Here is a 15,455-nt window from a genome sequence, read left to right as displayed (position 1 = left end):
TGGAGAAAACTGGGACACCCACAAATTCCAAGCCGTGGTCGCCACCGAAGGCGTCCGGTTCCCCACGTTAGTCTGTGGGTGTCCCCGTTTTTCGGTTTTTCCGCCGCCGGGCGCGCTATTTGCCTGACGCCACGGTCCCCGTTCGACACCGTATGTTGTCTCCCAAAGGTGCATGGCAGGGGATCGGTCGCCCTGCCGGCTGGGATGGGTCGGAAGGTCGCGGTGGCAGGGCAGGTTTTTTCGAGGATGAGGGCTGAAAGGGAGAGGATTTCGTGATGATGAAGGGCCACTCGCCCCGCCTCCACCCGTGAATCACCGGTTGCTCGCGCGGGAAAGGGCGTTTATCCTTCCTATACTCTCGTGCCAATTCGTGGCGCAGTGGCGGGTCAGTATACCGGTCCGCAGAAAAAGACGAGAACGGCGCCGTATGGCCACGGGCAACCTCGCCAGAGCTTGCGTGGAGCCCGCCAAGCGATGGTTTGCGTTATTGTCCGCGCCAAACCGCTTCGTCCCCGGGAATCGACCATGCCGACCAAGCCACCCATCGACAACAGCAAGCTCGATCGCATCGTCGCCGAGGCGCGGCGCCACGCCGAGCAGCGTGAATCGGGATACCGCGAGCGAGCGCTGAAAATGTATCCGTGGGTATGCGGTCGTTGTGCGCGTGAATTCACCCGGGCCAACCTGCAGGAGTTGACCGTGCACCATCGCAATCACGACCACGACTTCAACCCGGCCGATGGCAGCAACTGGGAGTTGTTGTGTGTGTACTGCCATGACAACGAACACTCCCGCCATATCGATCATGTACGTGGCGGGGTGATGGGAGCGCAGGAGGCACCTGCGGCAACCGGCAATCCGTTTGCCGACCTGAAGGCGATGATGGAACGTGGCGGCAAGCGTTAGGGTTGATCCTGCGCTGTGCGAGTCACGTCCACGTGTTTCGACCCAGGCAGGATCAATCGCGGAAGTTGTCGAACTGCGGCGACAGCTCGACCTCGGATTTGCGCAGCAAGGCCATCGCCGCCTGCGGGGCGTCGCGCTTCTTGCCGGTTACCCGCAGTTTGTCGCCGTTGATCTGTGTCTCGACCTTGAGTTTGGCGGCTTTCAGCTCGGCCACCAGCTTTTTCGCCATCGGCTGCTCGATCCCCTGTTTCACGGTGATCTGCTGGCGGGCCCCGCCCAGATTGGTATCCGGATCGCCGACATCAAGCGCGCGGATGTCGATCTTTCTTGCCACCATCCGTCCGCGCAGGATGTCGATCGTCTGCTGCGGCTGGAATGCGCTCGAAGCACTCTGGGTGATCACGAAATCATCCAGTGCGTATGACGCGTCCTGGCCCTTGAAGTCGAAGCGGGTGCCGAGCTCGCGGTTGGCCGGGTCGACCGTATTGGTCAGCTCGTGCTTGTCGACTTCGGAGCTCACGTCAAAGGAGGGCATGGCGGCAGCTCGTGGTGAACGGGCTGCCAGTGTGAGCGATGCGATTGGCGACGACTGATGGATAATGCGCATTGCGCCACAAGGTGGAACGAGCAGGCCGATGGTCGGATGAAAGTGGATGTCATGATCATCGGTGCCGGTGCCGCAGGACTGATGTGCGCGATTGCCGCGGGCCGGCGCGGGCGTCGCGTGCTGGTCGCCGATCACGCCAACAAGGTTGGCAAGAAAATCCTGATGTCGGGTGGGGGGCGTTGTAACTTCACCAACACAGGAGTCACCCCGGACCAATACCTGTCGGCGAATCCCCATTTTGCCAAGTCCGCGCTGGCACGCTACACGCCGTGGGATTTCATCGCGCTGGTGGAAAAGCATGGTATCGCCTACCACGAAAAGGAACTCGGGCAGTTGTTCTGTGATGATTCCTCCAAGCAGATCGTGCGTATGCTGCTGGACGAGTGCGCAGCGGCTGGCGTTGTCGTGGAGGCGAACTGCGGCGTGCGGCAGGTGCGCAAGACGCCGCAGGGCTTCATCGTCTCCAGCTCACAGGGTCAGGTACACACCGAGTCGTTGGTGGTGGCCAGCGGTGGCTTGTCGATTCCCAGCATGGGGGCCAGCGGGTTTGGTTATGATCTGGCCCGCCAGTTTGGCCACAACGTGATTCCGACGCGGGCAGGGCTGGTGCCGTTGACCCTCAGCGGCAAGCATCAGGAGCACTATCAGGATCTGGCCGGAGTGGCTCTGCCTGCAGTGCGAGCCTCGGTGGGAAAGCAGGGTTTTCGGGCTGGCCTGCTGTTCACCCATCGCGGTATCAGCGGGCCGGCGGTGCTGCAGATTTCCTCGTACTGGCAGCCTGGCGACGACCTTCGCATCGACCTGTTGCCGGATCAGGACGCCGCGATGTGGTTGATCGAACAGCGCACCGCGCGGCCATTGGCCGAGCTGAAAAATGTGCTTGGCGATACCTTGCCCAAGCGGCTGGCGCAGCGGCTGTGCGAGCAATGGTTCAGGAGTCGACCGATGCGCCAATTCCGCGAAACCGAGCTGACGCAGATCGGTCATCAGCTCAACGCCTGGCCTGTTACCGCCAGCGGCACCGAGGGCTACCGAACCGCCGAAGTCACCCTGGGTGGCGTCGATACCGACGGCCTTTCCTCCAGCACCATGCAATCGAAGCACGTGCCCGGATTGTACTTCATCGGCGAAGTGGTGGATGTCACCGGTTGGCTCGGTGGCTACAACTTTCAGTGGGCCTGGGCGTCGGGTCAGGCGGCCGGAGAGGTGGCCTAGCTTGCGGGCGTTACGCAAGAAAAAGCCCTGACGCCATCTACGTCAGGGATTTTGAACGAGAAAGTGTCACACCATCATCGATAATGGCGATTACATTCACAGAGCGAGAAACCGGGACACCCACAAATTCCAAGCCGTGGTCGCCACCGAGGGCGTCCGGTTTCCCACGTTAGTCTGTGCGCTTTCTGCGTGACCTAGAAGTGGTAGGAGACTCCTATAGCCGTTCGAATCTGCCCGGTCGTGCTGTTCGGCTCATACGCCACGCCTTGCAGAAACGTGTTACCCAGGTTTTTTTGGACTAGGAACCGATTCGAAATACCGTATCCGAAATAGCGATAGGCGGCCCGGGCGAAAAGATGCCAGTGGCCATATACCCGGAGGGTGGCCTGAAAGGCAAGACCGGCGTAGAGGTGCGGCCCAAGCTTGGTTGTGCCGTTGAGCGGGTTGATTATTTCCATCCCGGCCGCAAATATCGATCCGACATCGACCGTGCTAGAAAGCACCAAGCGCGGGCTTAGGGCGTAGAGCGCGCGGGCCCCGCCGCCGGCGTACCCATTTGTATAGAGTTCCTCGAGCGCGGCCGGAGTTCCGTTGCCAATGGCACGGTCCCAGCGGAAATAGCCGCCCTCGAGAAATGGGAGCAGATCGAGGTTGTCGGTCAGCGCGAACGGACGCCCGACCCGAAGGCGCAGGTCGTCCATCGTATTGGCGGTGGTGGTATCCAGCGGGACTCCGGCCTGCGTGTGCCCGATGTAGTCCGTGTGCCCCTTGATGAAGTCGTAGCGGATTGAACCCCAGCCGCCGGTACCTGGGAACCGATGGGCAATCAGAATGCGGAACATCGAGAGATTTCCGTGCTCCTGATCAAGCGGGTCAGCGATTGTGGACGCATTGGGCAGGTCGCGGGACCACTCCGTGTAGTGCTGATGCACTACACCGCCACCAATAAAGATGCCATTCATCGCTTGCAGGTCGGCGGGGTTGAGGGCGCGGTTGGGCATGGCCTGCGCCGAGATGGGCAGTAGAAGGGCTATGGACGTGGCGAGCGCACCGAGCCAGACGCTTTTCATAGATCCTCCAGCAAGTAGTCGGGTCCATTACACAGGGCCTGACAGCAACACTCAGAATGGAACCCTGATGTTCGTGGGCTCAGCGGCCCCTGCGACCGAAACTGAAGCCGCAGGGGCGCCCGCGGCACGGCCCCGCTGCCTGGTGCTGCCATTTCCGGGCACGCAGGCTGCCCTACACGTAGACCCGGGAGCCCTTCTTCAGGTATTCGTCGGCCACCTCGGTCAGGCGCCCGAAGGACACCACGTTGTGCTGTAGCGGGACACTCGTTGCACACGCGTCTTGCGGAATTTAGGAAATCGGGGACAGACCGCGAATCCGATGCAACTGCCGGTAGCAAGGCAGAATTCGTGGTCTGGCCTAGTTTATCCTCAACGTCATCCAGGTCATCGTGCAGACCCTAGACCTGCTGTGATAGGGAAACTTCAGAAAGGCAGATGGCTATGTCCGGGTCTTCTCGTTGGCACACTGCCATCGGTGCGGCCAACCGTGATGGTGTGATGCCATCGGACAGAGCGATCCGAAGTTGACCGTGAAAACCGGCCGCAGCGGCCCGTACGCTGGCCCGTGCCTGGACAATCGCGGCGAACACGCGCAAAAGCGGCGCAAAAGCGGGACGGAGGGATTAAACTTTAATCCCTCCGTCCCCTTTTCCGCCAAGGAGCTATCATGATTTTTCGGCAATTGTTTGAACCAGATTCCAGCACCTATACCTATCTATTGGCTTGTCCGGAAACCCGGCAGGCCATGTTGATCGATCCGGTGCTGGATACCGTGTCCCGTGACCTGGATCTGCTCCAGAAACTGGACCTCACATTGATGTATACCCTGGATACGCACCATCATGCCGATCACCTCACCAGTGCGCGCGTATTACGTGAACGTACGAAGTCCAAAGTGGTTTACCCCGAAGTGGAGAAGCCTGAATGTGCGGATATCGGGGTCGCGGAAGGCAGGATATTCAAAATGGGTTCGATTGAGTTGGCACCCTTGTTCACCCCTGGGCATACTGCGCATCATCACGCTTTCCTTTTCGATAACGGCACGCAGAAAATGGTGTTTACCGGGGATGCATTATTGATTGAAGCGTGTGGGCGTACTGATTTTCAGGGAGGGGATGCGGCAACGCTTTATCGTAGTATTCATGAAAAATTGTTTGGTCTTCCCGATGAGACGCTGGTTTATCCTGCCCACGATTATGACGGACATTTTGTTTCCTCTATTGCGCAAGAGAAGACGCACAACCCTCGATTAGGCGGTGGTAAAACGCTGGATGAGTTCGTGGAAATCATGAACGGGCTGGGCCTGCCTTATCCACGCAAGATTGATTTTGCTGTGCCCGGCAATGAAATGTGTGGTAAATGCCCACCGAATGTACCCAAGGAATACAGAGGTCCTTGTGACTTGCATGAACAAGGGTGAGTTCGCTTTTCCCGGGGAACGACAAAATCACCAGGCGTGGTTTATGGGCTTACGCGGATTCAACTTTGAAGTGTGACGGTTCGCGAAGCCCCGGTCTCAAAGAAGACCTCGCGCGGTGGCCGGATGCCCGGGGGCTTTTTCGGACGGTGATTGAGGATGTGGTGGCGTTGCTATACCCACCCTTCGCGGCAACGGAACCGCCAAAGCAGCGGCGCCGTCGGGGGATCGGGGACGCCACCTCCATCGCGACTGCACCCGGCGCCGTCGACTACTGCACTGCATAGCGCACAACCGGACGGCCGCAAACGCGGATTCCGGATTTCGGCCGGATCGGGCGTCTTGCCGCCGCCTGGTGCGACGCAACGACCGGGCGGGGAGTGCCGGAGCGACTCGCGGCAGACGCGCCGCCGGCCAGGCGAATCAATCCGTCGTGGTCGCTGCGGCGAGCCGCATCAGCGCCCGCGCGGTCTCCTCGACTTGCTGCTGACTGTCGGACCGGACCGTCGCGTGTCCGAGCTTGCGCCCGCGCCGGGGCGATTTTCCATAATGGTGGAGGTGGACCCCGGGCAGGGCGAGGACCTCGGCGGCATCCGGAACGGTGCCGATGAAGTTCACCATCGCCGCCGGTCCGGATCGCGTAGTAGCGCCCAGCGGCCAGCCGATGATCGCCCGCAGATGATTCTCGAACTGGCTGCACTCGGCCCCTTCAATGGTCCAGTGGCCGGAATTGTGGACTCTCGGCGCGAACTCGTTCGCCAGCAGCTGATCACCGACCTGAAAGAACTCCAGGGCCAGCACCCCGATATAGTCCAGCGCATCGAGCAGGCGCACGGTACGCGCCCGTGCCTGGTCTTCCATGGGATCGTCCGGCCGGCTGACCGACAGACGCAGGATCCCGTCCTGGTGGGTATTCTCGGACAGGGGGTAGAAGGCGGTACGGCCACCGCGCGCACGAACAGCGACCAGGGAAACTTCGCGGTCGTAGGGGACGAACGCCTCCAGTATCGATGCCTTTCCGCCCAGGCGCGCCCAGGCCGGCCCGAGATCTTCCTCACCCCCAACGATCACCTGCCCCTTGCCGTCGTAGCCCATGCGGCGGGTCTTGAGGACCGCCGGGAATCCGGTTCGCCGGCAGGCGGCCGGCAGATCGCGGGCATCATCGATACGAACGAATGCCGGGGTCCCGATGCCCAATCTTTCAAACAGGCTCTTCTCCGCCAGGCGATCCTGTGCGGCTGCCAGGGCCTGCGTTGATGGGACAACCGGTACGCGCTCGGCCAGATAGCGGACGCTGTCGAGCGGGGCATTTTCGAATTCATACGTCACGATCCCGGCGTATTCAGCCAAGCGCGCGAGCGCGGTTTCATCGTCAAAACCGGCACAGAGATGCGTTCCCAGCGGCGCCGCGCAACTTTCCGGGTCCGGCGACAGGAAGACAAAATCGAGTCCAAGCGGACGACCGGCGAGTGCCAGCATACGCGCAAGCTGCCCGCCGCCGAGCACACCAACGATCACGCCGACGGGTCCCGGGGGATGGGTTTTTCCAACACTGTCTGCGTCTGCCGGTCGCGGAACTCGACCAATGCCCGGCGGTACTGCGGATATTTGTTGCCCAGAATCGCGGCGGCGAGCAGCGCCGCGTTGGTCGCCCCGGCGGCCCCGATGGCAAGGGTACCCACGGGCACGCCGGCGGGCATCTGGACGATCGACAGGAGGGAATCGAGCCCGTTGAGCACACGTGACTGCACGGGGACACCCAGCACCGGCAGGGGCGTCTTCGCGGCCGCCATGCCGGGCAGATGCGCGGCGCCGCCGGCGCCGGCGATGATCACCTCCAGGCCACGCTCCTGGGCCGATTCGGCGTACTGGAACAGCTTGTCGGGCGTGCGGTGCGCGGAAACGATCTCCACTTCGTGCGGAATCTCCAGGCGCTGCAACGTTCGGGCCGCATGGCCCATTGTCTCCCAATCCGAATCCGACCCCATGATGATGCCGACCAGCGCGGTCATGGCAAGTCTCCTAAGTGGGCGTGGGCTGGTACCGTGGAAGCGCGGGCGGGGCGGGGGCAACCGCGGATCAGCGGCGCCGCGACCAGGCGCCGGAAACCACCTCCTGCGCCGCCGGGGCCGGCCGCGCACGGAAAGGATTGGCACCGGACGCGATCGAGCTAGCGTTGCAGAGGCGGTCCGCGCGCGGGCGTGCGAACGAGACATACGCCGGGTGTTCACGGTAACCGTCAATGAGCACAGGATCACAAAAACTCAACAGCCAGCCGAACCGGTCTTCGCTCTGGAGCAACCCCCCGGTGCGCACCTCGCGTACGCCCGGGATGGCACTGAATGCGCGCCGCCCCTCCTCGACCACCGCCGCGACCTCGGGCTCACTGAGTCCATCCCGGCTATGAAAAACCGCGTATTCGACCGGCTGCCAGCCCCGGCACTGCTCGAGCACTTCAGCGGCACGCCCGGCCGCGCCCCACAGGCGCAGATACCGTTCCACCTCCTGTTCGACGGCACGGCGGATCTCGCGCATGATCCCGTGATAATCGTTCCGGGCCGCCTTTTTCGCACCCACCCGCAGGCGGTCGCCAGCGGCATCGGTGAACAAGCTTTCGAAGCGGATCTTCGCCACGCCGTTGGCGATCAGCCGGCGAAACTGGTCGTCAGTGAGGCCGGCCCCTCCATGCACCACCAACGGGATCTGCAGTGCCTCGTTGAGCTGCTTGAGCCGCTGCCAGTTGGGTCGTAGTTTCGCGCGGGAACGGCCGGTTTGAATACCGATCGAGACTGCAAGAAAGTCGACACCCGTGCGTTCGACATAGACGCGCGCTTCGGCGACGGCGGTATACACGACATCCTTGGGATTCTGCGGTTCACCCGGGGATCCGGCGCGGATCGGGGCACTGTTGTAGCCGAGCTTGCCCTCGACGGGGACGCCACATCCGTGCGCCATGGATACGACCTCGCGTGTGATGCCGATATTCTCGCCCAGCTCGCGATCGGAGGCGTCGACCATTACGCCGTTGCAGCCGCGGTTGATGGCGTGCGCCGCGACCTCAACATCCAAGCCGTGATCCAGCTGGATCGCGACCGGGACCACGGCGCGGCACGCCGCCGATTCCATGGCCGGCATCAACAGTTCGACATCGAAGTCTTCGAATTGCGGGTATGCCAGATTCAGGATCACCGGCGCACGGCAACGCTCGGCCGCGACCATCACGCCTTCGAGACATTCCAGCCCGGATACATCGAAGGCCCCCACGGCATAGTTGTGCCGGTAGGCATGGTCGAGGAGGTCGCGCATGTGCACCAATGGCATGTCACCGCTCCTGGCCGTCTGTGGCGAAGGTCCGGCCCGCCCGCCTTTCACTCCCGGAGCCCGCGCCGGTACCGGCAGGGCGCCCGGCGCCGGACTGCCCCGGAGCGCGGCGCGGATCCGGATACCGGGCCCCCGTCCCCGGGGCGCCCCGGAACGCAACGCGGGCACCCCCACGGATCCCCCCCCGAGGTGCCGGGCAAGCGGGGCTCATTGAAGATTGCCAACGACTTGCAGTCTATGCGGGATCGGTGATAAAGTAACAGTTTAAGTTTATTAACTTCTTATTAAATTTTTATTTAATGACTATGCCAATCCGCCGCGCAACGCTCCATCAACTGAGAATCTTCGATGCCCTTGCGCACCACATGGGCATCACGCGCACTGCAGAGGCGCTTCATCTCACGCCGCCCGCCGTCTCCATCCAGGTCAAACAGCTTGCGGAAGCCGCTGGCCAGCCGCTGATCGAACAAGTCGGGAAGAAGCTCTACCTCACCCCGGCCGGGAAGGTCATGGCGTCGGCGTGTCGGGACGTGTCGATCTGCATGGAACGACTCGCCCAGGAGCTGGCCGCCCTACAAGGCCTTGAGAAAGGCTCACTCAGCGTTTCCATCCTCACCACCGCAAAGTATTTCGTCCCGCAGCTGCTCGGGCAGCTGAGCGCCCAGCATCCAGGGATCGAGGTATCTCTGTTCGTCGGCAACCGCAAGGCGATGCTCGACCGGCTCGCCCACAATCAGGACGATCTCTATATCCTGGGGCAACCGCCGGACAACCTGCATGTCGTGGCCATTCCATTTGCCCCCAACCCCATGGTCGCCATCGCCCATCCCGATCATCCCCTGGTCGGCAAAAAAGCCATCTCGGCCAAGAGACTCGCCCAGGAACCCTTCATTGCGCGCGAGCCCGGCTCCGGTACGCGGCTGGGCTGCGAGGCCTTCTTTCAACGCCATGGCACCGCGCCGCGTACGCGAATGGAACTGGGTAGCAACGAAGCCATCAAGCAGACCGTAGCGAGCAAGCTGGGCATCTCCATCCTGGCAAAGATCACCGCTGAGGCCGAGCTCGCGCGCGGAGACCTCGCGCTACTCGACGTCCAGGGACTGCCGCTGGAACGCCAGTGGTACCTCGTCTATCCCGAACACAAGCTGCTCTCGCCTGCCGCGCAGGCGTTCAAGGAGTTTCTCATGTCCCGCCACACCGGCGAGACATCAAACCGCAAGGCCTGATCCCCGCCCGCGCTGCGACCCTTGCCTCGGACATGGGCGCACCGAGCCGCCTGCGCGTACCCGCGCGGGAGATGGAACCTGCGCCGGAGCGCGGCGCATCGGAAATCCCCTCCCGGACTTTCCAAACGAAATCCTACGGGCCTGTCCGGGGTATCGCGCCGCGGCTGGGAAGGTGCCCGGATGAACGCAGCCGGCGGGTCTTCTCCACCATGCGGTATGTCGAACGGTTATTGTTGTATCGACTCACCCCAGCCAGCGGTACCCAACGCACGTCGTATGATTCCTCGCTGCGGCGCAGCGGCAGGTGCTCGTCGGCCTCCACCAGAAATCGTACGTCGATATGCTCATGCGCCGGGCCACGCACACTCGCGGGAATCCGGTGAATATCCAGGTCGAAGATCCGATCGTCCAGCAACCGTATACCATCCGGCGCGAGTCCCGATTCCTCCGAGGTCTCACGCAGCGAAACGTCCAGAACATCCGCGTCGCCGTCCGCGTGTCCCCCCGGTTGAAACCACTGGCCATGCTTGCGATGGTGCACCAACAGGACCCGCGACCGATCCGCATTGACGACCCACGCGGACCCCGTCACGTGTGCCGGCCAAAAATCGCAATCAAAGCAATCCGGATGGGCCTCGATAAAATCCCGCGCGCGCGCGGCATAGGCTTCCTCCTCCAGGAACGGGCTCCGATATACGGCGAGCAGATCGAGGAGGTGCCGACGATGCATCGGTCACGTACCCGAAGGCCTCTCGATGGCGGCAACTGCGGCTGCCGCGGCCTCGTCGACGTCCGCCTCATGTCCGGACAGGGTCAGCCGGCCATAGGCCCCGACCGCCCGCACATCGATCAGCGTTATATTCGCCGCCTTCTCCGCCTGATTCGCCGCGTATACGACGTATCCTGCGGGCGCAGTCTCCAGAATGAACATGCTCTGTCCCGGAAGCATCATGGAACCACGGCGATTCTGCCGGTTGATCAGGACCGTATGGTCCGGTGTCATACCCCGTATGACCTCCTGCCAGGCAATCTCGCAACGCTGACGATCGGCAACCTCTGCCCCCAGGCGCTGCAGAATCACCCGCCCCGCCTCCTGTACGTCGCTCTGATCACGATGGTGAATCACCATCGACCCATAGGCACGTTCGACCACCTGCTGCGCGAGATTCACTCGCGTAGCCTTCAGCGCGATATCCGTAAGCCGGTGGATCGCCATGCCTGGAGAGACCTCAACCCACAAACAGGCGTCGCCGGGAACCGGCAGGAACCCCTGTGATACGGTTGCCATATACTCGGCGAGCTGCGGCTGCAGCGAGTCGATATATACATATGTGCGAAGTTGAATCATGGTTGCGCCGGGTCGGTGCTGCCGCATCTGGTGTCGCAGTCTCACGGCCGCCGGCCCCCTCCCCCCAGGGCCTGCATCCGTAGCGATGTATCATTGAAGTTACGCTACTCGGGGCAACTCGCGGGCAGGACGCGCGCCCGACGCTCAGCCACGAAACTTAACCAACCGGGTAACCTGAATGTCGGAAATAAACACTACGCCCGAATGCTCATTGTAAAACGGCGCAAGGCCTTCGAGGATCGCGGTGACCAGATCTTCCGGAACGGCTGCAACGATCATAATCAGGACATCATCTTCGTTGAACATCAGATGCCCTTCGTGAAACCCATGACTGCCCTTCCCGGAAAGATTGTTGATGATCGTATAACCCTTCACTCCCGCGCGATCCAACACATCGGTGGCGAACCCCTGGTGTTCACCACCGAGAATGATCTCCAGTTTCTTGAGGGTGCTCAGATTCAGGTTTTTCATGACGATACCGACTCCTCGGCTGATACAGGCTCTACGGAGACCCGAAACGGCCGGTGACTCCACGCGCCGTCCTCGTAGAAAGCGACGGTGTTCCGTTCCGGGTCCAGGATCAGCAGCCGGATCCAGCCGTTACGAACGAGGGTCTTTACGACCGAAACCTCCTCGACGGCGGCTACTGCGTGATCGAAAGGGGCTTCGATCACCGTGATCAGTCGCACCGGATCGTGGTACGGAAGCCCACGCTCAAGAACGGTCTGAGAGGGCAGGCCGGTGCGCAGATCGCTCAGGTTCCCGGTCATTACCCCAAAGCGGCCGGCGACATTGTGATAGACCTTGCTGCCGCTGCCAAAACGCTCGTTGTCTACGGTTGAGAAGTAATGCTCCATGTTGATCCACTGACCCACGACCAGCGGGCCGGTCAGTATCGTCGCCAGCAGCCGGCGCTTCGGATCGATCCGGTAGTCGTAAGAGTGCAGGAACGCACGGCCTTCTAGAGGGAAGGACTGCGTCAAACTACGCCGGCCGATGACGAAATACGCGTTCCCCGCCAGACCCCATTCCGGTCGCACTTGTGACCAATCCATCGCATTGCGCACCGCGTGCCGCGAAGCCTCGCCCGGACGCAGGCGCGCACCCGAATCCAGGAGAGTCGCCATGCGCTCCTGCGTACACAGTCTCGACGCGGCCAACAAGCCCTTGCGCAGCCGGTCCATATAGACCACGTGCGAGGCGGGCACCCGGTCGAGGTCGAACAACCGCAGCTGATCGGTAGTCGTATCATGGAGCGCCGGCATGAACCACGTGTCCTCGGGTATTTCCATTCCCTGCTCTCGAAGTCTGCGCCGAACCCCAGCTTTGTTCGCCATCTGAGCCAGCACCCTGGCATTGACCAGCCCTTGATTACCACCACAGGCCCCGCAGTCGAGTGCGGACTCGTAGGGGTTGTTTTCCGAAGTGCTGCCGTGCCCGACCAGAAGCACAAACCGCGAGAAGTTCCGCGTCAATCCGATCGCCTTCAGCGCCTGAGCGACGAAAACGACCTGCTCTTCGAGACTGAATCCAACCCGTGCAAGCCGCTCCATCTGCAGCTGCACCACAGACGGGTTGATCCGGTATACCGCGCGCAGCCTCTTGATGAACCCCTGTTCTGCCTCGCCGTCCAGATGCAACATAGTCGCCAACAGCGGGGCACCGTTGCAGTGCCCCATCGCAGCCTCGCGCAGCTCCCGCACCATGCCGTCGTGGATCTGCTCGGGCGCAAGGCCAAACTCCTGAGCGACGGCCTTTGCGATCACCGCGCGTTGTACCGCGCGGATGATCGAATCCGCCTGCTCACGGCCGAGCTTATCCAACAGCAGATGCGTGCGCGGTTTACGCTGATGCAGCTTCCTGCGCCAGCGATTGTAGGCCTGTGGCGCTAATGTCTTGCCCACCATATCGAACCCGAAGAGTAGGCCGATTGCCTCCACGGTAACGAAGGGACTCAATAGCGACTCTTTCAGTTCATGGAAGACCTTTTCCAATACAGTGAAGGCCCCTACCTCCCTGTCGCCACTGGTTTCCGTAACCGCCATTTCCATTACGAGGTTCTTCGGCATAAGCAGGACCGGGCACAGGTGAATCTCGTTCCCCTTGCCGAGCTCCATGAAACTTACAGGCACTCCGAAGAACCCGGCGATTCCGTAGGTCTGGTAATCGCCAGCACTCTCGAGATGGCGTCGAATGCGCTCCGATCGCGTGTCGATACAAAACAGCGCCTGCGCAAACGGCCGTTTGCCACACGCCGGAGGCGGCTCCGGCTTGATGCCCGTAAGCAGGTGATCGACGGCGCGGTGTTCCATGGCACGCAGCCAGGCCATCCCCTCCTCACGTTCGAACTCCCGCAATATGCCGATCAACCGACCGAGGTCCGCCTCCGGGAGTTGCTCTAGCGACTCCTCATCTTCGTTTAGCGCAGCGAGCGCACGCAGACGCATTGCCTGATCCTGCGCCTCACAGGTACGTTTGGCGGCGGCATAGTCTTCATAAAGGCGGTCGATCCGGGCGCGGCGCCCACCCGCCAGCACCCGTTCCATACGAGCGGCGAATTCCGGCAGGACGGTGCCGCCAAACAGCTCATGGCGCAGATACATTTCACGGCTGCGGTCCTCGATCACCCGATCCAACCCAGCCGTAGTCGTCGGAGCGCTACGTCCCTGCTCACTCAACAATGCCAACGCCAGCGCCAATCGAACGGCGAGGAAATCAACCAGATCCGCTGGGAATCGCTCCGCCCAGTAGTAGTGCTTGGCATCGGAGCGCCATCGTACAAAACCCGCCCAACCATGCAGCCGGGCCAGTTCACGCGTGAAATAGGCCGTCCATTGCTCTTCGCCGACTCCGAGTGCCTCCATGACCTGCGCGATCACCGCCTCCGGCCCTTCCTCTTCCCGGAGGATGCGGTCGATATGGAGCCCCCGCAGGTAAAGGCGCCCGCTGCGGCGCGCGATTTCCCGCCACGCGTTGAAAAACCCGCGCTCACGCCCCGGCATAGACCATACCGACTGGCCTTCGTCGAAGAAATCCAGGCAGCTCTTGATTACCAACTCGTCGACTTCGGATGCGACCTCGGTCCCGTACAGCGCATCGACCGCCTCGTAAACCGGACGCGGCCCGAGCAACTCGGCGCGCAGGTGCGCCCTCAACCAGTTCTCGTCGGGCGCCGCCCGGTCGACCGGCGCGTTCCGCAAAGCCGGCCATACGTCGGTGTCTCGGGCCAGCCCATTTCCGCGGATGACATTCTGTTCCATCCGCGTCAGCAACGACAGGATCCAGCCGGACAGGTCGATCCCGGCGATAGCTTCCTTATGCGCCAGAAATTTCCCGACCTCTGTCGCAAGCGCCTCCAGATCGACTTTCCCGAGGCGGAGATAACGTTGATATACCGGCCGGCGGAGAAAACCGCGCGCGTGAAAGATTTGCGCCCCGCGCTCCACCGCCTCCTGGAACGGATACCTTTCGAGACCGTGGAGCGGATTGTGGTGAATGAATGAACGCATCGGCCAGAAGAACGGAATCGGCTCGCCGGCCACATAGACCATGGCGCGAATCTTCAGTCTCTGACCGAGCCGCAAGCTCACGGCAGGATCCCCGGAAGCCGCAAGCCCCCAAGCACGAGGGCAAGCAATACCAGAACATAAAATCCGGCTTCGATCCTTCCCACATCGGCCGCCGCAACCTCGTCCACCGGTCCGACGATCAATCCCTGAAGAAGCCTAACGCCCGCCCAGCTCCATAGCAGCCAGGTCAGCGCAACGGACAGCGCCATCCATGGCTGCACAGGCACGGTCATGGTGATGATAGCTACCACCACGAAAAAGCCTGGGAACAACGGAACCGCGACCACCGCAAGCACGACCAGGGCAGTGATCCCGGCAAGCCGCGGAAACGCTTGCGCAATACCTCCGTACAAGCCGGCGTAGGCCGCACCGAAACGGCGCTCGAACGCGCCCGCAAGCAGTGTCAACAGGGCGAGGGGTGCGCTGAACCCCAGCGCATACCAGCGTATCGTCGTCAGGTCCACATGCCCGCGAATGGCAAGCCAAAGCAACGCCCATGCCGAGGTCGCTACATAGCCTATCCACCGATCCATCTCGCGCACCGCGATGGCCCGAAACGCGTAAAGCAAGGAGCCAAGGACTGCCACTACGGCCATTCCCGCCGGCAGGCGCGCTGCCTCGGGGGACACCAAAATGAGGCCGATCTGGGGCCACAGGATGAGTATTGCGGCCCGCAGCGGCGCACTGCGGATCTTCGAAAACGCGGCATTGAAAATCCCGCTCAACGGAAGCAACGGAATAAAAATTCCGGCGAGCCAGGGACTCAGCGTACTCAC

15 protein-coding genes are annotated in these 15,455 nt (G+C 62.0%); 4 read left to right on the top strand and 11 right to left on the bottom strand.

All coding sequences use genetic code 11. The annotated features are described in order from the left end of the window. The first annotated feature begins 525 nt into the window (after positions 1-525). The gene (locus B7Z66_13630) at positions 526-906 is read left to right on the top strand and encodes an HNH endonuclease (protein OYV75281.1); all 381 of its coding nucleotides are present in this window, start codon (positions 526-528) and stop codon (positions 904-906) included. Between the two features lie 52 nt (positions 907-958). On the opposite strand, the gene B7Z66_13625 is transcribed toward B7Z66_13630, so the two are convergent. Then, positions 959-1,441, bottom strand: coding sequence for a YajQ family cyclic di-GMP-binding protein (locus B7Z66_13625; protein OYV75280.1), 483 nt, complete (start codon positions 1,439-1,441; stop codon positions 959-961). A gap of 108 nt (positions 1,442-1,549) precedes the next feature. On the opposite strand from B7Z66_13625, the gene B7Z66_13620 reads away from it, so the two are divergent. Then, a complete protein-coding gene (locus tag B7Z66_13620; GenBank protein OYV75279.1) occupies positions 1,550-2,728 on the top strand; it encodes a hypothetical protein in 1,179 nt (392 codons plus the stop codon). Positions 2,729-2,922: 194 nt separating this feature from the next. Here the strand turns inward: B7Z66_13620 and B7Z66_13615 are convergent, their stop codons facing one another. Both B7Z66_13615 and B7Z66_13610 read right to left on the bottom strand, forming a co-directional pair. Continuing rightward, positions 2,923-3,798: a hypothetical protein gene (locus tag B7Z66_13615; protein ID OYV75278.1), complete on the bottom strand. Its 876-nt coding sequence runs from the start codon at positions 3,796-3,798 to the stop codon at positions 2,923-2,925. Positions 3,799-3,970: 172 nt separating this feature from the next. Further along, positions 3,971-4,087 carry a hypothetical protein gene (locus B7Z66_13610; GenBank protein OYV75283.1) on the bottom strand — a complete coding sequence of 39 codons (117 nt, stop codon included), beginning with the start codon at positions 4,085-4,087 and terminating at the stop codon, positions 3,971-3,973. 378 nt (positions 4,088-4,465) lie between these two features. Between B7Z66_13610 and B7Z66_13605 the strand changes: the two genes are divergently transcribed. Continuing rightward, positions 4,466-5,218, top strand: coding sequence for a Zn-dependent hydrolase (locus B7Z66_13605; GenBank protein OYV75277.1), 753 nt, complete (start codon positions 4,466-4,468; stop codon positions 5,216-5,218). Between the two features lie 420 nt (positions 5,219-5,638). Here the strand turns inward: B7Z66_13605 and B7Z66_13600 are convergent, their stop codons facing one another. The 3 genes from B7Z66_13600 to B7Z66_13590 form a co-directional block, all read right to left on the bottom strand. Next, the gene (locus B7Z66_13600) at positions 5,639-6,733 is read right to left on the bottom strand and encodes a 5-(carboxyamino)imidazole ribonucleotide synthase (protein OYV75276.1); all 1,095 of its coding nucleotides are present in this window, start codon (positions 6,731-6,733) and stop codon (positions 5,639-5,641) included. Next, a complete protein-coding gene (locus tag B7Z66_13595; GenBank protein ID OYV75275.1) occupies positions 6,730-7,227 on the bottom strand; it encodes a 5-(carboxyamino)imidazole ribonucleotide mutase in 498 nt (165 codons plus the stop codon). The genes B7Z66_13600 and B7Z66_13595 overlap by 4 nt, the downstream gene beginning before the upstream one ends. 67 nt (positions 7,228-7,294) lie before the next feature. Further along, on the bottom strand, positions 7,295-8,536 hold the full coding sequence (locus B7Z66_13590) for a hypothetical protein (protein OYV75274.1): 1,242 nt from the start codon (positions 8,534-8,536) through the stop codon (positions 7,295-7,297). Between the two features lie 305 nt (positions 8,537-8,841). On the opposite strand from B7Z66_13590, the gene B7Z66_13585 reads away from it, so the two are divergent. Next, positions 8,842-9,762: a LysR family transcriptional regulator gene (locus tag B7Z66_13585; GenBank protein ID OYV75273.1), complete on the top strand. Its 921-nt coding sequence runs from the start codon at positions 8,842-8,844 to the stop codon at positions 9,760-9,762. A gap of 133 nt (positions 9,763-9,895) precedes the next feature. Here B7Z66_13585 and B7Z66_13580 read toward each other — a convergent pair whose 3' ends face one another. From B7Z66_13580 to B7Z66_13560, 5 genes are all read right to left on the bottom strand, one after another. Beyond that, complete coding sequence (locus B7Z66_13580; GenBank protein ID OYV75272.1) at positions 9,896-10,492, bottom strand: nucleoside triphosphate hydrolase; 597 nt, start codon at positions 10,490-10,492, stop codon at positions 9,896-9,898. 3 nt (positions 10,493-10,495) lie between these two features. After that, a complete protein-coding gene (locus B7Z66_13575; GenBank protein ID OYV75282.1) occupies positions 10,496-11,110 on the bottom strand; it encodes a hypothetical protein in 615 nt (204 codons plus the stop codon). A gap of 144 nt (positions 11,111-11,254) precedes the next feature. Then, positions 11,255-11,581 carry a transcriptional regulator gene (locus tag B7Z66_13570; protein OYV75271.1) on the bottom strand — a complete coding sequence of 109 codons (327 nt, stop codon included), beginning with the start codon at positions 11,579-11,581 and terminating at the stop codon, positions 11,255-11,257. Further along, complete coding sequence (locus B7Z66_13565) at positions 11,578-14,700, bottom strand: DUF2309 domain-containing protein (GenBank protein ID OYV75270.1); 3,123 nt, start codon at positions 14,698-14,700, stop codon at positions 11,578-11,580. Before B7Z66_13565 ends, B7Z66_13570 begins: the two co-directional genes overlap by 4 nt. Next, entirely contained in the window at positions 14,697-15,455 is a 759-nt protein-coding gene (locus B7Z66_13560; GenBank protein ID OYV75269.1) for a hypothetical protein, read from the bottom strand. Before B7Z66_13560 ends, B7Z66_13565 begins: the two co-directional genes overlap by 4 nt.

This window comes from Chromatiales bacterium 21-64-14, from assembly GCA_002255365.1.
GTDB lineage: Bacteria > Pseudomonadota > Gammaproteobacteria > 21-64-14 > 21-64-14 > 21-64-14.
This window is presented reverse-complemented; position numbering and strand designations above follow the sequence as displayed.

Bases quoted from the DNA above. Each gene is read 5' to 3' on its own strand.
- B7Z66_13605 (OYV75277.1), top strand. From the start codon at position 4,466: ATGATTTTTCGGCAATTGTTTGAACCAGATTCCAGCACCTATACCTAT.
- B7Z66_13590 (OYV75274.1), bottom strand. From the start codon at position 8,536: ATGCCATTGGTGCACATGCGCGACCTCCTCGACCATGCCTACCGGCAC.
- B7Z66_13575 (OYV75282.1), bottom strand. From the start codon at position 11,110: ATGATTCAACTTCGCACATATGTATATATCGACTCGCTGCAGCCGCAG.
- B7Z66_13570 (OYV75271.1), bottom strand. From the start codon at position 11,581: ATGAAAAACCTGAATCTGAGCACCCTCAAGAAACTGGAGATCATTCTC.
- B7Z66_13625 (OYV75280.1), bottom strand. From the start codon at position 1,441: ATGCCCTCCTTTGACGTGAGCTCCGAAGTCGACAAGCACGAGCTGACC.
- B7Z66_13630 (OYV75281.1), top strand. From the start codon at position 526: ATGCCGACCAAGCCACCCATCGACAACAGCAAGCTCGATCGCATCGTC.
- B7Z66_13585 (OYV75273.1), top strand. From the start codon at position 8,842: ATGCCAATCCGCCGCGCAACGCTCCATCAACTGAGAATCTTCGATGCC.
- B7Z66_13620 (OYV75279.1), top strand. From the start codon at position 1,550: ATGAAAGTGGATGTCATGATCATCGGTGCCGGTGCCGCAGGACTGATG.
- B7Z66_13580 (OYV75272.1), bottom strand. From the start codon at position 10,492: ATGCATCGTCGGCACCTCCTCGATCTGCTCGCCGTATATCGGAGCCCG.
- B7Z66_13595 (OYV75275.1), bottom strand. From the start codon at position 7,227: ATGACCGCGCTGGTCGGCATCATCATGGGGTCGGATTCGGATTGGGAG.
- B7Z66_13615 (OYV75278.1), bottom strand. From the start codon at position 3,798: ATGAAAAGCGTCTGGCTCGGTGCGCTCGCCACGTCCATAGCCCTTCTA.